Here is a 21,018-nt window from a genome sequence, read left to right as displayed (position 1 = left end):
GTTATAGAAGCTGAGGCTACATCGTTCTATAACGACTGTCATGGTCGGCGGCGGTGGACGCTCAGTCGGAGATCACCGCGGTGCGGTTGATCCACTCACTGCCGTGTGCTGCCTGGTGCATAAAGGCGGCGACGTCCGCGCGGCTGATCGTCGGGTTGCCCTTCATCGGCAGCCGGTCGCCCGCGCTGTAGGTGCCTATGGCGGGGCCGTGGGTCAGCCTGGTGGGGTAGACCACGGTCCAGTCCAGCCCGCTGGAGCGGATGCTCTCGTCCGCGATCTCCTTGTCGGCGTAGATCGACCGCAGCAGCGTGCTGTAGATCAGTTTCTGCGGGGTGCTCGACCAGTCGAAGGTGTCGCCGACACCGAACGACGACAGCCACACCAGGCGGGAGACACCCACTTCCTTTGCGGCGCCGATCACTGCGGCCGAGGCGCGCGTGAAGAGGCCGTCGGCACGCACCGAATTGCCCCTGCCGAGCGCGGAGACGATCGCGTCGTGCCCGATCGCGGCGGCTGCGAGGTCGCGCTGTGAGGTGGCGTCGCCGGTGACCGGCGTGACCCGCTCGGCCAGGTCACCCAGGGCCGCCGGGTTGCGGACGAAGGCCGTGACCGAGTCACCGGATCGGCCGGCCAGGTTCAGGGGGCGGAGCATGTGTGCTGCAAGCACTGGAGCCCTCCCGTCCGTTGGACGGGAGGGCTCCTGAACTGGTGCTTTGCTGTACTGAGCAGCAGGGTGTCGGGGTCCTCGGTCAGCTGCGCGGTCACGCTGCCTGGGCCGCCGGGCACAGGTGTGGCCTGAGCTTCATCTGCCAGCCCAATAGCTCAGGCCGATCTCGGACCGGCCGACGTAGTCGCGCTCGTGCGACAGCGACGCTACCCACCCCGGCCCCGCGGCGTCCGTGACGTCACTGTGCCCAGCCAACAAGGCCCGAGCCGAGTGCCTCGGCCACTCGGATCCGGGCCGGATGTCAGTCGAAGAGAGGCGCGCATGGCTGCAGCACAGCGCAGGAACCGGAAGATCATGATGACGCCGGACGAGCTGGACGAGGGCATCGAATTCCGTGCATTGCCCTTCGCTGAGAAAAGCCAATCGAGCGGCATGTACAAGGGCCACAAAAAACGCATAGAGGTGTACGCAAAAGTCCCGCACGCCGAACCCACTGCTCTCACCCACGCGCCACCGCTCCGCACCACCTGCAGGAATCACGAGTGATCCGTTGAACTCCCGGCTGAGTACCGGCTCAGCTCCCCCGCGGACCAGGTCCACGCCACCTGTATGCAGTAACACGTACCTGGCCTGCATGACAGGCGCTGGGCCCATGGAACCTGGCCCCCGGGCACCGATGAGTCCCGATGTCGTGCCGCCGCGATCGAGGCGAGTGGCGCCCGGCCGGTGGGCAACGGAAACTAAGGGCGTGATGGTTTCGTGAAGTCGCCAATTCACGAGATCGCGGCGCCTGAATTGTTTTGTCCGCTCAGCACTCGGCGCGAGGAAACCGGTCGTCGGCCGAACGTGCCGACGGTGATCAGATTTTTCTCAAGGAGCTTGCATGCTGGAGAGGTCTGCCGATTACCTGACGTCCGCCCCGGATGAATCCTCGGTCGCCGAGCACAGAAAGAAAGGTCCGACGGACAACACCTCGCAGTCAGAAAACATCCAGCCGACGGAGACCGAGAGGAAATTCGCCGAGGTGCTCGCCGCGGTCGTGTGCGTCGAGCAGGTGTCGGTCGACAGTAACTTCTTCAATGACCTCGGCGGAAATTCATTGGTGATGGCTCAATTCTGTGCACGCGTCAGGAAGCGAACGGACTTGCCATCGGTTTCGATGAAAGACATCTACCGTTACCCGACGATCCGCAGCCTGGCGACGGCGCTCGTCGACACCTATCCCGGAGTCGGTGCCGGTACCGGTGCCACACCCGCCCCGGTCAGCTCGCAGGTTCCGGCGTCGTCGGAGGAAATGACTCGGGCCGGCACACTGCAGTACACGCTCTGCGGAACGCTGCAGTTCCTGCTCTTCCTGGGATATTCCTTCCTCGTCGCAATGCTCACCGCACGCGGCTATGCATGGATATCCGCCGGCTCGAACCTGGTCGACGTCTACATCCGCTCGGCCGTCTTCGGCGGCGCCGCCTTCGTCAGCGCGTGCACTTTCCCGATCGCGGCCAAATGGATCCTTGTCGGCCGGTGGAAACCACGCGCATTCCCGGTCTGGGGCCTGACCTATCTGCGCTTCTGGACCGTCAAGGTGCTGCTCCATGCCAACCCGATGGTCTTCTTCATCGGCAACCCCCTCTACGTGCTGTACCTGCGGGCACTCGGTGCACGCATCGGCAGGGGTGTCACGATCCTCTCCCGCAACGTTCCGGTCTGCTCCGACCTGCTCACAATCGGCGCCGGTACGGTGATCCGCAAGGACTCTTTCTTCCCCTGCTACCGGGCGCACGCCGGCCGTATCCAGACGGGCCCGGTAACCCTCGGCAGAGATGTGTTCATCGGTGAGAAGACCGTGCTCGACATCGACACGTCGATGGGTGACGGGGCGCAGCTCGGTCATACGTCCTCGCTGTACAGCGGCCAAACGGTCCCGGACGGCCAGCGGTGGCACGGATCTCCGGCGCAGCGCACGGAGGTCGACTACGTGAGGATCCCGCCCGCCAGGTGCGGCCCCCTGCGCCGGGCCGGCTTCGGCCTCGCCGCCTTGGGGCAGATGTTCTTCCTCTTTGTGCCGCTGGCCGTCGGGGGACTGTACATGTTGCTGACGGAGGTCCCGGCGCTGAGCAAACGGCTGGGGCCGGGCACGGCAGGCATCGCGTCGCCGGAGCTTTACGTCGACGCGCTGCTCGTCTCGTGCGTCCTGTTCTTCGGCCTCGTCGTCGTGGGCGTCGCCGTTCTGTTCACTGTTCCGCGCCTGCTGAACCGGGTCGTGAAGCCGGACAGGGTCTATCCGCTGTACGGCTTTCACTACTCGACGCACCGGGCGATCGCACGCATCACCAACGTGAAGTTCTTCACCTGGCTGTTCGGCGACAGCTCCTACATCGTCCACTATCTGCGTGGCCTTGGATACGACCTGTCCCGGGTGGAGCAGACGGGGTCGAACTTCGGCACCGAAGTGCAGCACGAAAACCCGTACCTCTGCTCCGTGGGCAGCGGCACGATGGTCGCCGACGGCCTGTCGATCGTGAACGCCGACTTCTCGAGCACGTCATTCCGGGTGTCCCGGGCGACGATCGGGCAGCACAACTTTCTCGGGAACAACATCGCGTATCCGTCCGGTGCGAAGACAGGCGACAACTGCCTCCTCGCGACGAAGGTGATGATTCCGCTCGACGGCGAGGTGCGCGAGGGAGTGGGCCTGCTCGGCTCACCGTGCTTCGAGATTCCCCGGTCGGTGGAGCGCGACCTCCGATTCGACGACATGCGGACCGGAAGCGAGTTGCGCCGCAATCTCGCCGCCAAGAACCGCTACAACATCCGGTCGATGATCCTCTTTCTGCTCGTGCGGTGGTTGTACTTCTTCGTGCTGACCCTGCTCGCCCTCGCGAATATCGATCTGTACGACTCCTTCGGACATGTACCGATCGTGGTGTTCCTGGTGCTCACGCTGGTATTCACCCCGCTCTACTTCGTGCTGGTGGAGCGCGCCATCGTTGCCTTCCGCGGACTGCGACCGCAGTTGTGCTCCATCTACGACCCGTACTTCTGGTGGCACGAGCGTCTGTGGAAGGTGCCTGACCATTACCTCAACGTCTTCAATGGCACCCCCTTCAAGAACGTGATCTGGCGGCTCCTGGGTGTTCGGCTCGGCAGCAGGGTCTTCGATGACGGCTGCTATCTGACGGAGCGGATGCTCACCACCATCGGTGACGACTGCACCCTCAATGCGGGGAGCAAAATCCAGTGTCACTCGCAGGAGGACGGCACTTTTAAGTCCGACCGCAGCACGATCGGCGACGGATGCACCCTCGGTGTCGGCTCCCACGTCCACTACGGCGTGACGATGGGTGACGGCTCAGTGCTTGCGCCCGACTCCTTTCTCATGAAGGGCGAGGAAGTCCCGCAGCACGCGCGGTGGGGTGGAAACCCGGCCACGGAGACGAGAGATGCCCCCGCGCCCGGTAACGACGACAGTGGAGCCGCCCTGGTCTGCGGTGACAGACATGCCGGCCACGGCGAGTGAAGAGGGACTGATCGATGGCAACGCAAGTGGAGACGGACCAGGAGTTCTGGCGTGGTGTACTCGTCGCCGGTGGATCCACCACGATCCCGCGGTGGACGCTCCATCCGATGACGGGCGTCGATGAGCACGAGGCCACGATCCCGGACCACGTCATGGACGACTTGCGCCGTTTGGCCAAGGACCTCACCATGCCCCTCGGCTCCGTGATGCTGGCCATGCACGCCAAGGTAGTCGCCACGCTGGCCGGCGAGCACGACGTCACGACCGGCTACGTCGCCGAGGAGGGCGGCCGGCCGTTGCCCTGTCGGCTCACGACGGCACCCGAGTCGTGGCGGGCACTGCTGGTCGACGCCCATCGCGTCGCGTCGGAACTGCTGTCGCACAAGGACTTTCCGGTCGACGCACTCAGGCGCGAACTGGGCCTGTCCGAAGCGTCGATCGAGACCGTCTTCGATCCGCATCCGGCCTCCGGTCTTCGTCCGACGGGCGGCGGCGATCTCGCCGGAGACGGAAACACCGTGCTGTGGGTGGGGTTCTCGGAGCACGGTGGCCGGGCCGTGCTGCGACTGCGGTACCGGACCGACGTACTCGACGCGGACCACGCCGCCAGGATCGCCGGCTACCACCTCGCCGCGCTCACGTTCATCGCCGCGGATCCGGACGCGGAGCACGCGCGACAGAGCCTGCTGTCCACCGAGGAGCGCCGGTTCCAGCTCGAAGGGCTGTCCGGACCGCCCCGTGCCCTGCCGGACGCCCGGATGCACGAGCTGTTCGAGCAGCAGGTGAGGGTACGTCCGGATGCCGTGGTCGCCGTGCACGGCGACCGGCAGTGGACCTACGGGGAACTCAACACACGTGCCAACCAGCTGGGACGAGCCCTGTTGACGCGGGGACTGCGGCGCGAAGGTGTCGTCGCGGTGGTGACCGGAAGAAACCTGGACTGGATGGCAGCGGTCCTCGCGGTTTTCAAGGCCGGAGGCGTGTACCTGCCCGTCGAGCCGCACTTCCCTGCCGACCGCATCGCGGCCATGCTCTCCCGCGCCGAGTGCGGGCTCGTACTCACCGAACCTGGCAGCACCGACTCGCTCGACCAGGCCTTGGGCTCGCTGCCGGGGGTCCGGAAGCTCCTCGTCGGCACGGCGTACGACGAGGGCCACGGCGGCGACGACCTGGGCATCGCCGTCGCGCCGGACCAACTCGCCTACATCTACTTCACCTCCGGCTCCACGGGAGAGCCCAAGGGCGCGATGTGCGAGCACGCGGGCATGCTCAACCACCTCTACGCCAAGATCGAAGACCTGGGAATCGACGAGGGGCAGGTGGTGGCCCAGACCGCCCCCCAGTGCTTCGACATCTCGCTGTGGCAACTGGTGTCCGCGCCCCTGGTCGGTGGGCGGACCGTGCTGGTGGAGCAGGAGGTGATCCTGGACGTCCAGCGGTTCGTCGACAAGATCGTCCGCAGCCGGGTCGCCGTGCTCCAGGTCGTGCCGTCGTACCTCGAGGTCGTACTGACCTATCTGGAGCAACACCCGCGCGAACTGCCTGACCTGCGGTGCGTGTCCGTCACCGGTGAGGCGTTGAAGAAGGAGCTCACGCAGCGCTGGTTCGCGGCCGAGCCCGACATCAGGCTGGTCAACGCGTACGGCCTGACCGAGACCTCCGACGACACCAACCACGAGGTCATGGACCGGGTACCGGCCCGTGAACGGGTCCCGCTCGGTCCCCCCATCAGCAACGTGCACATCTACGTCGTCGATGAGCAGCTGTCACCGGTGCCGCTCGGCGCGCCCGGCGAAATCGTCTTCTCCGGCATCTGCGTGGGCCGCGGATACGTCAACGATCCGGACCGCACCAAGCAGGCCTTCATGCCCGATCCGCACCGCGAGGGCGCCCGGCTCTACCGGAGTGGCGACCACGGCCGCTGGCTGCCCGAGGGCAAGCTGGAGTTCCTCGGGCGCCGCGACACCCAGGTCAAGATCCGTGGCTTCAGGATCGAGATCGGCGAGATCGAGAACACACTGCTGCGGGTGCCCGGTGTCCGCGACGGTGCGGTGGTGGTCGTGGAGCGGCCCGACCGGAGCACGCACCTGGTGGCCTTCTGCTCCGGCCCGGGGTCGCTCTCGGTCGGGGATCTGGGGGACCGGCTGGGTGGGTCGCTGCCGGAGTACATGGTGCCGTCGGCCTTCCACTGGCTGGAGAGCCTGCCGCTGACCGCCAACGGCAAGACCGACAAGAGGGCACTGGCGGTGCTCGCGGGAGAGCTCGATGTCCTCGGAGGCCACAAGGAAGACCACGACGCTCCGGGTACGCCGACCGAGCGATGGCTGGCGGGCGCCTGGGCGAAGGTGCTCGGCATCCCGCAGGACCGAATCGGTCGACGGGACCACTTCTTCGACCGGGGCGGGACATCGTTGTCGGCCGTGAAGCTGGCCATCGCCCTGGAGCGCGCGGTGTCGCTCAAGGACGTGACCCGCCATCCGGTCCTCGCCGATCTGGCCGCGCTGGTCGACGGCAGGTGTGATCGACCCTCCGAACTTCTTCAGTCTCTGTACGAACCGGAGAGTGCGCCGACCGGTGCCCTGGTGTGCTTTCCCTACGCCGGCGGCAACGCGGTGAACTTTCAGCCGATGGCCAAGGCGCTGCGGGGCAGTGGGATCGCGGTCTACGCCGTTGAGCTGCCCGGTCACGATGTGGGCGCCGAGGGCGAGCCTTTCGCTCCGATGGCAGACGTGGTCGCGCAGGTCGTCGCCGAGATCGCCGAACGCGGCCTGCCCCGAGTCCTGCTGTGGGGTCACTCCTCGGGCGCGGCCTTCGCCCTGGAGACGGCCAGACAGCTGGAGGAGCGCGGGGTGGATGTCCAACGGGTCTTCGTCGGCGCGCAGTTGCTCGGCAACGCCGCAGACCGGTGCAACGCCGTCACCGAGCTGACCGGACAGAGCAACGCCGCGATCGCCGCGAAACTGAGCGCGGACAGCGACTACACCGGACTCCATCAGCTGGATGCGCAGCGTGCCGAGCATGTCGGTGCCGCCTACCGGCACGACTGCGTGTCCGCACACCGCTATTTCACCGGCCTCCTCAACACTCCCCCGGCGGTGAAACTGTCCGCGCCGGTCACCGTGGTCGTCGCCGCCGACGACCCGATCACGACCGGTCACCCGCACCGCCACCGCGACTGGGAGCTCCTCGCGGTCCGCGTCGACCTGCACGAACTCGCCGAGGGCGGCCACTACTTCCCCCGCACCTGTCCGACCGAGGCAGCGCAGGCCGTGCTGCGCACCGCCGAACTGCTGCCTTCTGCCTGAGCGGCACACAGCGGCACAGCCGCACACAGCCGCACACCGAAAGGAAACCACGATGTCCTCCACATCCCCGGCGTCGCTGCTCGACGACGTCGAGCTCCAACCCGGCCGGCCTCCGATACTGCGGACCGAGCCCCCCGGCGACGCGCCGGGCTGGGCGGCCGAGCACCGGGACGCGCTGCGCGCCGTCGTCGCCGAACAGGGCTGCGTCCTGATCCGCGGCCTCGGACTGCACGACGTGGCCGGGACCAGTGCGGTCTTCGAGCGGCTGAGCACCGGGCTGATGACGGAGCGGGAGGCCTTCGCGCCCCGGCGGACCTACGCCGACGGTGTGTACTCCTCCGCGCAGTGGCCGCCGAACCAGCCGATGTGCATGCACCACGAACTCAGCTACACGCTGGAGTTCCCCGGCCTGATGCTCTTCGCCTGCCTCACCGCGCCCACCGAGGGCGGGGCGACCGGAGTGGCCGACGCGGCGACCGTGCTCGAGGAGCTGCCCACCGAGTTGGCCGAGCGGTTCGAGCGGGAGGGCTGGCTGCTCACCCGCAGCTACAACGACGAGATCGGGTCGTCCCTCATCGAGGTCTTCGGCACCGACGACCGGGGCGCCGTCGAACGCTACTGCCGCGCCAATGCGATCGAGTTCGATTGGCAACCCGACGGGGGCCTGCGCACCAGGCAGCGCCGCAGCGCCGTGATGCGCCATCCGGTCACCGGCCGACGCTGCTGGTTCAACCAGATCGCGTTCCTCAACGAGTGGACGCTGGCCTCCGAGGTCCGCGAGTACCTCGTCGAGGTCTACGGCGCCGACGGGCTGCCGTTCAACACCCGTTTCGGAGGCGGTGACCCGATCGGCGAGGACGTGGTGACTCTGCTCAACAAGGTCTACGAGGCCAACACCGCACGCGAGCCGTGGCAGGCCGGCGACCTGATGCTCGTCGACAACATCCGCACCGCGCACAGCCGGGAGCCCTTCGAGGGATCGCGCGAGGTGCTCGTCGCGATGGCCGACTCGGTACGACTGTCCGACTGCTCGCCGAACTTCGAGGTGACCGTCCGATGACGGGCAACCAACTGTCGACCACCGTCACCACCGCCGTGACGGCGTCCACGACAACCGAGCAGCACACCGTGCGACCCTTCGCGGTGATCTCCGGTGCCCAGGTCCAGCAGGTGCTGGAGGGGCGCGAGAAGCAGATCGTCGACCTGGTCGAGGCCACCTACCGGCTGCACGGCGCGGGTTACTCGGTGAACCCGCCGTCGTACTTCCTGCGTTTCGCCGACCGCCCGTCCTCCCGGATCATCGCGCTGCCGGCTTCGATCGGCGGGCACGTAGGGGTGGACGGCCTGAAGTGGATCTCCAGCTTCCCGGAGAACGTACAGGCCGGCATCCCAAGGGCGTCCGCCGTGCTGATCCTCAACGACCAGGACACCGGCTACCCGTTCGCCTGCCTGGAGAGTTCCATCATCAGCGCCACCAGGACGGCCGCGTCGGCGGCGTTGGCTGCGGACCGGCTCAGCCGGGGCCGGCCGCGGCCCACGCGCGTCGGGTTCTTCGGGACGGGGCTGATCGCACGCTACATCCACATGTTCCTGGCAGGCAGCGGCTGGTCGTTCGACGAGATCGGCGTACACGACCTGTCCGCCGACAGCGCGGCCGGGTTCCGCTGCTACCTCGAGCAGTCGGGCACCGCGGGCCGGATCACGGTGCACGACAACGCCGAGGAGCTGATCCGCTGCAGCGACCTGGTGGTCTTCGCCACCGTCGCCGGTGAGCCGCACGTCAGCGACCCTGCGTGGTTCTCGCACAATCCCGTGGTGCTGCACGTGTCGCTGCGCGACCTCGCGCCGGAGATCGTTCTCGCCTCGACCAACATCGTCGACGACGTCGAGCACTGTCTGAAGGCCGACACCTCGCCGCATCTGGCCGAGCAGCTCACCGGCAACCGGGACTTCCTGCAGGGCACGTTGGACGACGTGATGGCGGGCCGGGTGGCGGTGCCGGCGGGCCGGCCGGTGGTGTTCTCGCCCTTCGGCCTCGGGGTGCTCGACCTCGCGGTCGGCAAGTACGTCTACGACGAGGTGGTCCGCTCCGGAGAGCTGCACGTCATCGACGACTTCTTCCATGACATGCGCCGGTACGGATGACCGTCCGAGAGCGCTTTCAGCTCTGGAGAAGGTCCTGCTGCAGATGAGGAGGAGGCCGCCGTGCCCGTCATATCCGCTCCCCATGCCTTCAACGAAGGACAGCTCTATGTCGACCTTGAGCCCATCTACGGGCGCTCCCTGTTCCTGAAGTGCGAGGGCTTCAACTTCGCCGGTTCGATCAAGCTGAAGGCCGCGACCGAGATGGTGGAGACCGCCGAACGGAACGGAGTCCTCAAGCCGGACTCGATCCTGGTCGAGTCCTCGTCGGGCAACCTCGGCGTGGCGCTGAGCATGATCGCGGCGAGCAAGGGCTACCGGTTCCTGTGTGTGACGGACTCCCGGTGCAACCTGTCGACCAGACTTCTGATGGAGGCATTGGGCAGCCGGGTGCTCACCATCTCCGACCTGGACGCCAACGGCGGCTTCCTGGGCGCACGCCTCAACCACGTCCGCGCGCTGTGCGATGCCGACGACCGGTATGTGTGGCTCAGCCAGTACACCAATCCGGGCAACTGGATGGCGCACTACCGCAGGACGGCGCCGGAGATCGCCCAGGCCTTCCCGCGCCTGGACGTACTGTTCGTCGGCGCCGGCACCACCGGGACTCTGATGGGCTGCGCACGCTACTTCCGCCAGTGGAACCGGCCCGTGCGGATCGTCGCGGTGGACAGCGCAGGCTCGGTGATCTTCGGTGGTGCGCCTGGCCGCCGCATGATTCCCGGTCTCGGCATGAGCATGCGCCCGCCGCTGCTCGACGAGTCCTACGTGGACGAGGTGATACACGTCGAGGAGACGGACACCATCCGTGCCTGCCATCGTCTGGCCAGACACGGATTCCTGTTCGGCGGCTCCACCGGCACGGTCGTCAGCGGCGCCATGCGTTGGCTGGCCGACCATGGTGACGAGTGTGAACTCACCGCGGTGGCCATCTCCCCGGACCTCGGCGAGCGCTATCTCGACACCGTCTACCAATCCAATTGGCTGCAGGATCTGTACGGCGAGGAGGTGATTGGTTTCGACGAGGGGGCCGAAGATTCCTGGGCAACCGGCCCTATGCCAACGCGCCAGGAGAGCCGCCCACCGCACCACCCGCAGACCGGCGACGGCGGTGGTGGCCGGCACCGTCGGTACCAGGACCGCAAAGCGTAGGTTCTGTCCATGCAGAGGGTGCGGCAGTCGCCCGGCTCACTGTCGCCAGGGCCCGGCGGACGCCGGTGACGGCGGGCAGCTCAGGCACCGGAGGCAGCCCCGAGGCCCGCCCAACTCCCCCATCCACTCCTCCCGGGCCCGCACGATGTCCCCATGGCCCCGCCCGAGTTGGACAGGTGGGCGGTGCCGGGTTCCAGGTGGCCCAGTTCGGCGGGCTTCAGGGGGCGTCGGCGAAGTGGACCTCGCCCGTGTCGACCAGGAAGCCGTGTGCGAAGGCGGGGTCGACGGTGAGGGTCAGTTCTGCTCGCGGCTCCAGGAGAATCTCCGCGCCGAGGAGCGGGGTGAAGGTGCGGACGGGGACATCCTGGCCTCCGTGCGCACCCGTTTCGGCCTCACCGCGGAGGGGGAGGGGGAACGCGGCTCGGCCCCGGCCGAACGCTCGCTGGTGGACGGCGGCCCGCAACGCGTAGGAGTCATCGCCTCCGTCACCCGTCCGTTCTGCGCCGCCTGCGACCGCACCCGCCTCACGGCCGACGGCCAGGTCCGCACCTGCCTCTTCGCCCGCGAGGAGACGAACCTGCGAGCGGCCCTGCGCTCCGGCGTCGCCGACGAGGAGACAGCCCGCGTCTGGCGCCTGGCCATCGGGGCAAGAAGGCGGGCGCGAGCCTGGACGACCGATCCTTCGCCCAGCCGGACAGGCCGATGTCGGCTATCGGCGGCTGGTCAGGGCGACGCCGCCGGGTCATCGAGCGAACGATGTCCTGGCTGTCCGGCTACCGGCGCTGAGCCCTCGCCACGAACGCAATCCCGGCAACTACCTGGCCTTTCTCGGTCTCGCTGCCGCCCTCTGCTGCAACAAGCGACTCGTCCGCCTCACCACGTAGGACACGGTCCAAGTCGTCGGCTCGGGTCGTCAGTTGCGGACGCCGGCGCGTGTGACGCCGACAGGTGCTCGGAGAGGACGTTGTAGAGGACGACCGCGGAGCCCTTGTCGGGCTCGAGGGCGCCGATGCGGACGGGGGCGTGCCAGCGGCGGCCGTGCGAGAGGGGGACGAAACCGGGGGAGTCACCCAGGGTTCCCGCGCAGTGCGCTGCGTGACGGCACGTTCCCCTTCGTTCCCATGCAAGCCAAAAAGCCCCGCGGAGATCACTTCCGAGGGGCCTTTCTGGTGCATCGTGCCTGGTCACGCCAGTGCCCCCGGCAGGATTCGAACCTGCGACACCCGCTTCAGGAGTGGGATCGAACCCTTATCGGGGGGTCCTGGCCGTGCCGTGTGGCGGTGTTCTTCCTGATCAGCGCCACGCGGTACAGGGGAGGAACAGGCGTGTGACGGCTCGTCCCAGACCGCCGTGGCAACAGCGGCGGAAGGTCCGCCAGCGGCCGCGCTCGTCGTCAATGCGCTGCTGACCCAGGCTGGGAGGCCGGTGCAGAACAGTCCCAGGATGCGAACTCCTGACGAACCGCGTCGGTGTCTCGGGGGCAGGCCGGCGTCGCTGGAAGGGAAGTTGTACAGGCGTGCTCTACCAGTAGTGGCGTCGGCCGCCGACCGCGTGGCCGAGGGAGCCGAGGAGGAACAGGACGACTCCGATGAGGAGCAGGATGATCCCGATTGTCCACAGGATGCCGATGTTCAGGACGAATCCGACGACGAGCAGGATGATGCCAAGTGCGATCACGGCGTTCTTCTTTCTCTCTGGCCGGTGTGCCGGCCGCTGTGAGGCGAGATGCCGTTCACTTCCTGGACCCGTTGCGCCTCGCCTCACGGGTGTGTTTGTCAGGTGGTGAGCAGGCGGTTGAAGAACGAGCGATAGTGGCGCAGGGCCCTGCGCAGAGCTTCGGTGTCGACCTGCTCGCCTCGGCTCCACTGCTCTTCGAGGTCCTTCTTGTGCTCGTCGAACGTCGCGGCGAGCGTCTGCATGACCTTGGCGACCAGGTTGTCCGCGGCCTGTACCGCCTGGCGAGGATCGTCAACGAAGGCACCCTGGATGTTCTCCCACTCCTTACGGAAGCCTTCCTCGTCCTGCGATGTCAGCAGTTGCGGCATCTCGTCGGCGTCTGTGGTCCGTGCGCCCGCCGCCTCGTCCGCCGCGGGGGTGGCCCCGTCGCGGGACGCGAGGTCGTCGGCCGCATCCGTTCTGTCGTCGCCCTCGCTCGGGTAGACCGGGGGCGGTGGAGTCGTGTTCGACGTTGCGTCGGCCTTGCCGGGCTGGGCGAGGTCCTCTGTGGACAGCCCGCTGTCACGAGTGTGCGGTGTGTCGTCGCGTTGCATGTCTCCTCCGTGTCCGTTCGGTCCCGGCTGCCCGAAGGTCAGGCCGGGGCGTGGCGGGTCTGGCCGCCGTCGGAGAGAAGTTCGTCGAACAGCGCCCGGTAGTGCACCATGGCGCCGCGCAGTTGCTCGGTGGTGGCCTTGTGACTCGCGCTGAGTGTGTCGATCTCGTGGGCGGCTCGGTAGTGCTCGAGGGTGCGGCCGTGCTCGACGGAGAGATCCTTGAGCTGCTGGTCGTAGCTTTCGGTGGGGTAGCCGCGGTCCTGCATCAGGGAGGTCACCAGATGGTCCGCGTCGTGTACGGCGTCCTCGGGCCGGTCCACGAACTCGTGCTGCACGTGGTCCCAGTCCAGTGAGTAGCGCTCGCGGAGACGGTCGGGCAGAGGCTTGATGTCGAGTTTGTCGTGCCGTTTCTCGCGTGCGCTGAGCTCCCGCTCGGCGGCGAGCCTGCTGTCGGCGCCGTCGACGGTCCGTTCGTACTCGGGGCCGAAGCGCTGGCGCAGAGCCCGGTGCCGCAGGAAAAGAGCCAAGGCCGCGGCAATCAGTACGACGACCACTGCGACGGGAATGACGATCGCCAAAAGCATGCCGGTAGACATCTGACCGACCTCCTCATGGATGGGCGATATCCGCTGTGTTCCCAATTTGTGTTAATTGGTGCTTCATAGTCGGGCTTTGGGCCTTCTCCCTGCGGCAGGCGCCGACGCATGAGATCCGGAACGCAAGCCCGGCTTCAGCATCGGACTCTCAAGACCGACCCCAGCAGCTCAGATCCCGCCGGCCCCAACCTCCCTGACAGCGAATGCCGGTCCGCCGCCGGTGTTCTGGGACGCTGTGACCAGTACCTGCCACGCCTCGTCGGGGTTCAGACCGAAAGAGGCCATGAAGATGCCGCGTGCCAGGTCGATGTCCGGGTGGGTGCGCAGCGCGTGCCTCAGCTGGACGACTTCGGTCCGCAGGAGGTCGTCGTCGGTTTCTTCGCGCGGCGGCCCGGGCTTTCGGGCGGGCGGGTCAGCATGCTCGTGGGCGGGGGAGAAGAGGCTGTGGGTGTCGGTATAGGTCAGCAGTCGTTCGACGGCGGGGCTGGCCGTGGTGACGGTGACCGTCTTCCCCGCCGCGACTGCGTCGCGGCGAGCGGCCAGCAGCACGTTGAGTCCAGAGCAGTCCGCGAAGTGAAGTTCGCTGAGGTCCAGGTCCACACCCTCGGCCGACCGCATGATTGCATCGCGCAGGGCGTGCCGGAGGCTCTGGCAGTTGTCGAGGCAGAACTCTCCGCTCACGGTGACGGTCACGCGGATCCCGGCCGGCCCTGCCTGCACCGGCAGCGCGCCGGTGGACGGCGGTGTGCGGTCGGCTTCGTCGCTGGCGAGCGGTGTGTCCGGGGACGGTAGCGTCGTCATGCTCGCCTCCTCCGGTCCTCCGGGTTGTTCTTCTCCAGGCTCAGCCGCCTCTGCGTGACACGTCAACCCCTACACGAATTAATCTTCGTGTTTTTGGGTGCGTGAACGTGTGGTCGTAACATGGAGTCGTGACGGAAGTTCATGGAGTGCCCGAGCCGCACACGGGGTGGACGTTTCTGACCAATCACGCGCGCGTGCTGGCCAGCATCGCCGACAACCACCACGCGCGGGTCCGCGATATCGCGGCGCGATGCCGGCTCACGGAACGGGCCGTCCAGAAGATCATCGCGGACCTGGAGCAGGACGGATACCTCTCCCACACCCGCCACGGCCGCTCCAATCTGTACAGGATCGACCCGGACAAGGTGCTGCGCCACCCGGCCGAGGAGGGCGTGACCGTGGCCTGCCTGCTGTCGATGCTGGCCAGGGACGAGGACGAACGCCACGGCGCCAGCGACCATGCCCGGCCCGGTTCGTGAGGGGATGCGGTCTGCCGCGACCTACAAGTTCTGCCCGCCGGTCAGGGAACGAGCCGCCGGTTGGTTGTCCGACGACGAGGAGACCGTGATGGAACGTAGGCGTCTTCACCAAGGAAAACGGAGAGATGCTCCACCCCGCCAACGTCACACGGCGGTTCATCGAGCTGTACGAGGAGATTGACCTCCCGCCGGTCCGGCTCCACGACCTGCGCCACGGTGCCGCGACCCTCGCCCACGCGGCCGGGGCCGACCTGAAGGACATCCAGGAGATGCTCGGCCACTCCTCGATCACGATCACGGCCGACACGTACACGAGCCTGCTCCCCGAGGCGGACCTGGCGATCGCCGAGGCCGCAGCCCGGCTCGTTCCGCGCGCCCGCGCCACCTCCGAAAACCCCGCCTCCGAAGCGGAGGCCGAGCCCGACGACGCGGAGTATCCCGGCCCGGAGTCCGTGCCAGATGATGCTGATCCGTCGGGAGGAATTTCGGAGATCAACTCTCCGTCCGCTCACGCACCGCTCACGCAAATGGCCCCGGACGAGGAGTCCGAGGCCGAGTAGGAGCCCTCCCTGGGGAGAAACCCCAGGTCAGGCCGGCAATGCGTTGTGCCCCCGGCAGGATTCGAACCTGCGACACCCGCTTTAGGAGAGCGGTGCTCTATCCCCTGAGCTACGAAGGCGGGGATCTGTCGGAAACCGTGTCTGGCAATTGGTCCGCGGGTGAGCGGATCGATGCAGACGAGGTCTCGCCAGTTGTGTGGCGGCGTGGTTGATGTAACGGCCGTGCCACCGCCGACAGTGTAGCGGTTGGGGCGATGGCAGCTGTCGAGTAAGTCAGGGTGGGGACTGCGGGCCGGCCACCACACCGTGCCGACCTCGGGCGCCCCACGAAACACCCTTCCTCCGCTGCCTGCCGCCACCCAGCACATAACAAACAGACCAGTCTGAATTGTGTGAGGTGCGGACTGTCGAGCAGGTGGGCCTTGCGTGGGCGGGTGTCTCGCCGTGGTCGTACTTAACGGAGTCTCAGAGGCTGCTCAAAGGAGTTGCGTCGCAGGGCTGCCATCCGAAACAGGCATGGTTGTATGATTTGGCTTCACCGCGGGGGCCGGTTCGGCGTGTTCGGGATGTCCATGTTTTTCGTGTTTTCCGTGTTTTCCATGTATTGCTCGTGCTTTGAAGAAGAGAGGGCGGGTGCAGCCGATGCAGACGCGGTCCGAGCACACCCGTGAGGCACTCGTCCGCGCCACGGCGGAACTGATCGCGGACGGCCAGCCCTCCGACGCGGGCCTGGTCAACATCTGCCACCGGGCGGGCGTGAGCCGAGGGGCCCTCTATCACCACTTTCCCTCCACCGCGGCCCTGGCGGCCGCCGTGTACGCGCAGGCGCGCAGCCGGGTCGTCGCGTTGACGGAGGAGGCGTTCGAGGGTCCGGCGGCGGACGCCCCGGAGCGTTTCCTCGCCGCTCTGGGCGAGGCCCTGCGCACGGAGGAGGTCGTCCGGGCGGGGATGCGGCTCGCGGCGGACGGGTCGGCCGGGCCGCCACGACTGCGCGACGATCTGCTGACGATGGTTCACCAGCGCGTCTCCGACACCTATCAGGACGTCGTACGACCGGCGCAGGAACTGACCGATCTGGCCGATCTCGCCGTGGTGGTGGCCGCCGGGCTGGAGTCGCTGGGATACAGCGACGATGTGTGGTGGGACGCCAAGACCTCGCGGCGGCTGTGGGAATTGCTGCGGCCGCTCTACAGCACAGACGGGGAGTAGCGGGGCTCAGGACTGAGTGCGGCCGGCCTCGGCCCAGGCCGCTGGCCTCCGGCCCCCTCTGTCCGGCTCCTGCCTTCCGGCCCGGCCCGGGCCCCCGACCCCCGGGCGCAGGCAGCCGTCGCGGCCGAACCGCAACCCGTAAGTCCGCAGTCCGCGGCTTCGGCCCTCAGCCTGCGGCTTTCAGCTCTCAGCCCTCAGCCCGCGGCTTTCAGGCCTCGGTGCCGACCGGCGACCTGGCCTCAGCCGTGCGCGCCGGCCGGCAACACCCGGCCGGCCCTCGGCTCTCGGCCGGTCCTCAGCTCTCGGTGTCGACCGGCGGCGGAGTCGTACGCAGTCGGCCGATCAGGCCCGGGATGGCCAGGCCCGGCAGCAGGAAGCGCCAGAACACACCGGTCCGTTCGGGCAGGTCCTCCCGCTTGGTGTACGCCTGGGACATGATCTGGAGACCGGTGAAGGCGCCGACGATGGTCGACGCGGCCTCGCGCACATCCACGCCGGGCAGGATCTCGCCCCGCTCCTCGGCTTCCTGCAGCAGGCCGAGAATGGCCACGCTGGACTGCTCGTAGGCGGTCTCCGGCGGGACGGAGAAGGACGTTTGTTCGACCGCGAGGCGCACACTGGCGCGCAGGACCGGGTCGGTCTGGAGTTGCCTGGCGAACTGCATGGTCAGGTCGATGACGGCCTGGAGCTTCACCGGCTGGTCGGGAACCGCCAGGGCTTCGCCGTGCGCTGCCACCAGGGCGAGCGCGATGGCTTCCTTGGACGGGAAGTGGTGGTAGAGCGAACCGCGGGTGAGGCCGGTTCTGGCGAGGATGTCGTTGGTGCTCGCGGCGTCGTAGCCGCACTCGTCGAACACCTGCGCAGCAGCCTCCAGGATCGACTGCCGCGACCGCTTACCGCGTTCCTGCTGAGCCATGCCAGATCCTCACCCTGAATTAACAGACTAGTCTGTATTGTATCGCGCTGTCGCGACTGCCGCGACGGTGCGGGATGTCGGCGGCGGCAGGGTGACACTTCGGTGGGGCGCGGCCTCCGGGGCGGGGACCCGGGTGAGCCCAGGGTGCCTAGGGGTGTCCGAGCCGGAAGCCGATGCCCCGGACGGTGGTGATCCATTCGCTGGCGCCGAGCTTGCCGCGCAGGGTGCTGACGTGGGTGTCGACGGTGCGGCCGTGCGGGGACCATGAGTCGTCCCAGACCTGGGCCATGATCTGGCGCCGCGGGACGACGGTGTCGGGCTGCGAGGCCAGCAGGTACAGCAGGTCGAACTCCTTGCGGGTCAGGTCGACCTGCTCCCCGTCCAGCGTGGCCACCCGGGCGCCCGCGTCGATGCGCAGCGGCCCGTGGTCGATGATCCGCGCGGTGGAGCTCTGCTGCGAGCGCACCCGGCGCATCACCGCGTCCATCCGGGCCAGCAACTCGCGGAAGCCGTACGGCTTGACCAGGTAGTCGTCGGAGCCGGCCTGGAGGCCGAGCACCCGGTCGAGTTCGGAGCCGCGCGCGGTGACGGTGATGATCGGGGTGTTGCTCACCGCGCGGATGCCGCGGCACACCTCAAGGCCGTCCAGGTCGGGCAGATCGAGGTCGAGCAGCACCAGGTCGGCGTCGTGATGAGCCCGCAGCGCCTGGGCTCCCGTACCCACGCTCTGGGCGGCGTAGCCCTGGCGCAGCAGGCCCTTGAGGAGTGTGTCGGCGGCCCGTGCGTCGTTCTCCACGACCAGTACCCGCAGCACCCCTTCCCGGTTCGCGCCCTGTGGGGCGGTCGCCCCTGCCCCCCCGGCCGCGGCGATCGCGGGTCGGTGTGGCTGGTAGTGCTCCGTTGTTGGTTCGAGTACATCCACGGCCTGCCGATTCATTGCCCCTCCTGAGTCACAGCCTCGTCATCACAGACTGCTGAACGCTCACAGCAGCGAAGATACCAAACAGACTTGTCTGATTGTCAACCATGATTAGCCCGCCTCCGCGCCCCTGTGTCGGGGCTCACCTGGTGCGTCGTGAGCAGTGACAGCACGGTGTTTCCGGGCTTCTGCCGAGGTCAAGCACGGTGGGTTACTTCTGGGTCGGCGGGTTGCGTCAGTGGCGGAGTTCCATCGCAACCGTACTGAGCTGCCTGTTTTGAAGGCCTGACGGAACGAATCGGGCAATTCGCCGCTACTCGCCTGGAGTGGAGTGTCGCATGGGGTGACAGGGGCAAATCTTTACTTGAAAAAACGAACTGACCTGTCTGTATCTTGGCGGTGCAGAAGACGTCGGCCAAGGGGGGTGCCGATGTCCGGAGTGCTACCCCCTGCCCGGAAACTGACAGGAGTGCTGCACATGCGGGATCTGAAGACTCTGCCCCGACTGACCACCACGGTGCCGCGCGAGTACGTCCATCGCGCCGCTGTCTCCGAAGTCCTCCTCACCGGCTGGGAGGCCGACGATCTCCACGGCCCCGACGGCCGGGAGGGCTTCGTGGTCAAGGCCCAATGGCCGCGCAGCCACTCGCTCTTCGCCCGGGAGGGCGGCTACCAGGACCCCATGCTGGTCGTCGAGTCCGTCCGTCAGGTCGGCTCGCTCCTCGCCCACGCCGAGTTCGGGGTGCCCTTCGGATACCAGTTCCTGATGGGGGACATCTCCTTCGCCGCCGCACCCGAACTCCTCGTCGCGGACGCCGTCCCCACCGAGGTCGAACTGCGCACGGTCTGCCGCGACATCGTCCGCCGGGGCCGCTCGCTCTGCGGGATGCGGTACGACGTCACGGTGCTCCGGGAGGGAAGGGCGCTGGCCACCGCCGGGGCCGGCTTCCGTTGCGTGAGCCCGGACGTCCACCGGCGGCTGCGCGGCGGCCGTCCCACCACCACCGGCCGCACACCGCTGCCGGCGATCGATCCGGCCGCCGTGGGGCACACCAGCACCCGGCACGTCGTGCTCGCCGAGCCGGTGCCGGGCACCGGGAACCGCTGGGAACTGCGGGTCGACACCGCTCATCCGACCTACTTCGACCACCCGGTGGACCACGTTCCCGGGATGGTGCTCCTGGAGGCCGCCCGGCAGGCCGCCCACGCCTCGACCGGGATGCCCGACGCCCTCCTCCTCGACCTGAAGAGCGACTTCACGCGCTACGCCGAGTTCGACGCCCCGTGCTGGATCGAGGCGCGCCCCGAGCGGCACGGCGACACGGGCGACGTCCTGGTGCGGGTGCGCGGCACGCAGCAGGAGGAGACCGTCTTCGGCGCCGAAATGATATTGAGCCCCCGCACCCACTGAGCTCCCGTACCCGCTAGCCCCGTACCCGCTGAGCCGAGCATCCGCTGAGCCGCCGTACCCGCTGAGCGAGCATCCGCCGAGCCGAGTACCTCATTGGAGAGTGCCGAATGCCTACCATCATGATCACCGGCGCGTCCGGCTTCGTGGGCGGCCATGTGACCCGCGAAGCGGAGCAGCAGCAGGCCGGCGTACGGGTCATGGCGCGCCGCCGGCCCGTGCCGGACTCCGGCCGCCGCGTCGTCCCCGGCGATCTGGCCGACCCCGCGAGCCTGCGCGGGGTGTGCGACGGCGTCGACGTCCTGATCCACTGCGCCTCGCAGATCGGTGGAACCGTCGAGGCCAACGAGGCCGTCAACGCCCGTGGTACGACCGCCCTCGTCGACGAGGCGCGCCGCGCGGGAGTCTCCCGCATCGTGTATCTCAGCACCGCTTCCGTCTACGGCCGCGGAGTCTTCCGCGGCAGCCGGCCCGGGGAACTGACCCGCAATCCCGGATCACCCACGTCCCGCACCCGGGCCGTCGCCGAGGACGCCGTCCTCTCGGCCGGCGGCATCGTCCTGCGGCCCCACCTGGTCTACGGGGAGGGCGACACCTGGGTGGGCCCGGGCCTGACCCGGATCCTGCGCACCCTGCCCGGCACGGTAGGGGGCTGGCCCTCCCTGATGTCCGTCATCGGCGTAAGGGACCTGGCCCGGCTCATGGTGGGCACCGCCCTCGCACCCCTCTCCGCCCTGACCGCGTCCGTCTACCACGCGGCCCACCCGGAGCCCGTCACGGTGGACGCCGTCCTGCGGGCCGTCGCCGAGTGCACGGCGACTCCCTGGCCGGGACGGGAGCTGACGGTCGAGCAGGCCCGCACGATCCTCGCGGCGAACGGTCAGTCGTCCTCCGTACTGGACATGCTGACGACCGATCACTTCTTCGACAGCGACCCGCTCTGGTCCGACCTCGGCCGTGAGCCCGGGGCCGGTTTCGACAAGGAGTTCCAGGGCGCCGCGCACTGGTACCGAAAGACCCTGCAGGCGGCCTGAAGAGCCGCTCGCTTCCACCGCCGGAAACTCCGGACACAACCGC

18 protein-coding genes, 1 tRNA gene and 3 pseudogenes are annotated in these 21,018 nt (G+C 67.9%); 13 read left to right on the top strand and 9 right to left on the bottom strand.

Going from position 1 to position 21,018, the window contains the following annotated elements:
• Positions 1-61: 61 nt before the first annotated feature.
• Positions 62-652, bottom strand: a complete 591-nt coding sequence (locus OG975_RS20700; protein WP_406336373.1) for an NAD(P)-dependent oxidoreductase — start codon at positions 650-652, stop codon at positions 62-64.
• Between the two features lie 336 nt (positions 653-988).
• Between OG975_RS20700 and OG975_RS20695 the strand changes: the two genes are divergently transcribed.
• The 6 genes from OG975_RS20695 (at position 989) to sbnA (ending at position 10,783) form a co-directional block, all read left to right on the top strand.
• Positions 989-1,213, top strand: coding sequence for a hypothetical protein (locus OG975_RS20695; RefSeq protein WP_406330780.1), 225 nt, complete (start codon positions 989-991; stop codon positions 1,211-1,213).
• Positions 1,214-1,550: 337 nt separating this feature from the next.
• Complete coding sequence (locus OG975_RS20690; RefSeq protein ID WP_406330779.1) at positions 1,551-4,184, top strand: Pls/PosA family non-ribosomal peptide synthetase; 2,634 nt, start codon at positions 1,551-1,553, stop codon at positions 4,182-4,184.
• Positions 4,185-4,198: 14 nt separating this feature from the next.
• On the top strand, positions 4,199-7,489 hold the full coding sequence (locus OG975_RS20685; protein ID WP_406330778.1) for a non-ribosomal peptide synthetase: 3,291 nt from the start codon (positions 4,199-4,201) through the stop codon (positions 7,487-7,489).
• Between the two features lie 52 nt (positions 7,490-7,541).
• Positions 7,542-8,549 carry a TauD/TfdA family dioxygenase gene (locus OG975_RS20680; RefSeq protein WP_406330777.1) on the top strand — a complete coding sequence of 336 codons (1,008 nt, stop codon included), beginning with the start codon at positions 7,542-7,544 and terminating at the stop codon, positions 8,547-8,549.
• Positions 8,546-9,634 carry a 2,3-diaminopropionate biosynthesis protein SbnB gene (sbnB, locus tag OG975_RS20675; RefSeq protein WP_406330775.1) on the top strand — a complete coding sequence of 363 codons (1,089 nt, stop codon included), beginning with the start codon at positions 8,546-8,548 and terminating at the stop codon, positions 9,632-9,634. Before OG975_RS20680 ends, sbnB begins: the two co-directional genes overlap by 4 nt.
• 60 nt (positions 9,635-9,694) lie before the next feature.
• Positions 9,695-10,783 (top strand): 2,3-diaminopropionate biosynthesis protein SbnA, encoded by a 1,089-nt coding sequence (sbnA, locus tag OG975_RS20670; RefSeq protein WP_406330774.1) that lies wholly within the window; start codon positions 9,695-9,697, stop codon positions 10,781-10,783.
• A 217-nt stretch (positions 10,784-11,000) separates the two neighbouring features.
• Here sbnA and OG975_RS20665 read toward each other — a convergent pair whose 3' ends face one another.
• The gene (locus tag OG975_RS20665) at positions 11,001-11,246 is read right to left on the bottom strand and encodes a hypothetical protein (RefSeq protein ID WP_406336792.1); all 246 of its coding nucleotides are present in this window, start codon (positions 11,244-11,246) and stop codon (positions 11,001-11,003) included.
• On the opposite strand from OG975_RS20665, the pseudogene OG975_RS20660 reads away from it, so the two are divergent.
• Together OG975_RS20660 and OG975_RS20655 are read left to right on the top strand one after the other, a co-directional pair.
• Positions 11,139-11,503 (top strand): annotated as a pseudogene (locus OG975_RS20660) (GTP 3',8-cyclase MoaA); the annotation flags it as partial. The gene OG975_RS20665 and the pseudogene OG975_RS20660 sit on opposite strands and share 108 nt — an antisense overlap.
• Before the next feature lie 3 nt (positions 11,504-11,506).
• A pseudogene (locus OG975_RS20655) lies at positions 11,507-11,667 on the top strand (IS5/IS1182 family transposase); the annotation flags it as partial.
• A gap of 637 nt (positions 11,668-12,304) precedes the next feature.
• Here OG975_RS20655 and OG975_RS20650 read toward each other — a convergent pair.
• The 4 genes from OG975_RS20650 to OG975_RS20635 form a co-directional block, all read right to left on the bottom strand.
• Positions 12,305-12,460 carry a DUF6131 family protein gene (locus OG975_RS20650; RefSeq protein WP_099053157.1) on the bottom strand — a complete coding sequence of 52 codons (156 nt, stop codon included), beginning with the start codon at positions 12,458-12,460 and terminating at the stop codon, positions 12,305-12,307.
• A gap of 98 nt (positions 12,461-12,558) precedes the next feature.
• Positions 12,559-13,053, bottom strand: coding sequence for a hypothetical protein (locus OG975_RS20645; protein ID WP_406330773.1), 495 nt, complete (start codon positions 13,051-13,053; stop codon positions 12,559-12,561).
• 38 nt (positions 13,054-13,091) lie between these two features.
• On the bottom strand, positions 13,092-13,649 hold the full coding sequence (locus OG975_RS20640) for a hypothetical protein (RefSeq protein ID WP_406330772.1): 558 nt from the start codon (positions 13,647-13,649) through the stop codon (positions 13,092-13,094).
• Between the two features lie 168 nt (positions 13,650-13,817).
• On the bottom strand, positions 13,818-14,450 hold the full coding sequence (locus OG975_RS20635) for an STAS domain-containing protein (RefSeq protein ID WP_406330771.1): 633 nt from the start codon (positions 14,448-14,450) through the stop codon (positions 13,818-13,820).
• Between the two features lie 128 nt (positions 14,451-14,578).
• Between OG975_RS20635 and OG975_RS20630 the strand changes: the two genes are divergently transcribed.
• The gene (locus tag OG975_RS20630) at positions 14,579-14,929 is read left to right on the top strand and encodes a helix-turn-helix transcriptional regulator (RefSeq protein WP_406330769.1); all 351 of its coding nucleotides are present in this window, start codon (positions 14,579-14,581) and stop codon (positions 14,927-14,929) included.
• 113 nt (positions 14,930-15,042) lie between these two features.
• Positions 15,043-15,489: pseudogene (locus OG975_RS20625) on the top strand (tyrosine-type recombinase/integrase); the annotation flags it as partial.
• A gap of 46 nt (positions 15,490-15,535) precedes the next feature.
• Here OG975_RS20625 and OG975_RS20620 read toward each other — a convergent pair.
• Positions 15,536-15,608 (bottom strand) — tRNA-Arg (locus OG975_RS20620).
• 523 nt (positions 15,609-16,131) lie between these two features.
• Here OG975_RS20620 and OG975_RS20615 point away from each other — a divergent pair.
• Positions 16,132-16,698 carry a TetR family transcriptional regulator gene (locus OG975_RS20615; protein WP_406330768.1) on the top strand — a complete coding sequence of 189 codons (567 nt, stop codon included), beginning with the start codon at positions 16,132-16,134 and terminating at the stop codon, positions 16,696-16,698.
• 295 nt (positions 16,699-16,993) lie between these two features.
• Here the strand turns inward: OG975_RS20615 and OG975_RS20610 are convergent, their stop codons facing one another.
• Both OG975_RS20610 and OG975_RS20605 read right to left on the bottom strand, forming a co-directional pair.
• Positions 16,994-17,614: a ScbR family autoregulator-binding transcription factor gene (locus OG975_RS20610; protein WP_406330767.1), complete on the bottom strand. Its 621-nt coding sequence runs from the start codon at positions 17,612-17,614 to the stop codon at positions 16,994-16,996.
• 148 nt (positions 17,615-17,762) lie between these two features.
• The gene (locus tag OG975_RS20605; RefSeq protein ID WP_406330765.1) at positions 17,763-18,551 is read right to left on the bottom strand and encodes a response regulator transcription factor; all 789 of its coding nucleotides are present in this window, start codon (positions 18,549-18,551) and stop codon (positions 17,763-17,765) included.
• A gap of 460 nt (positions 18,552-19,011) precedes the next feature.
• On the opposite strand from OG975_RS20605, the gene OG975_RS20600 reads away from it, so the two are divergent.
• Together OG975_RS20600 and OG975_RS20595 are read left to right on the top strand one after the other, a co-directional pair.
• Entirely contained in the window at positions 19,012-19,944 is a 933-nt protein-coding gene (locus tag OG975_RS20600) for a ScbA/BarX family gamma-butyrolactone biosynthesis protein (RefSeq protein ID WP_406330764.1), read from the top strand.
• Between the two features lie 107 nt (positions 19,945-20,051).
• A complete protein-coding gene (locus OG975_RS20595; protein WP_406330763.1) occupies positions 20,052-20,975 on the top strand; it encodes an NAD-dependent epimerase/dehydratase family protein in 924 nt (307 codons plus the stop codon).
• Positions 20,976-21,018 lie beyond the last annotated feature (43 nt).

Origin of the sequence: Streptomyces sp. NBC_00203, from assembly GCF_045206325.1 — a bacterium.
GTDB lineage: Bacteria > Actinomycetota > Actinomycetes > Streptomycetales > Streptomycetaceae > Streptomyces > Streptomyces lutosisoli.
The sequence above is the reverse complement of the archived record's forward strand: the minus strand, read 5'-3'. Positions and strand labels throughout refer to the sequence as shown.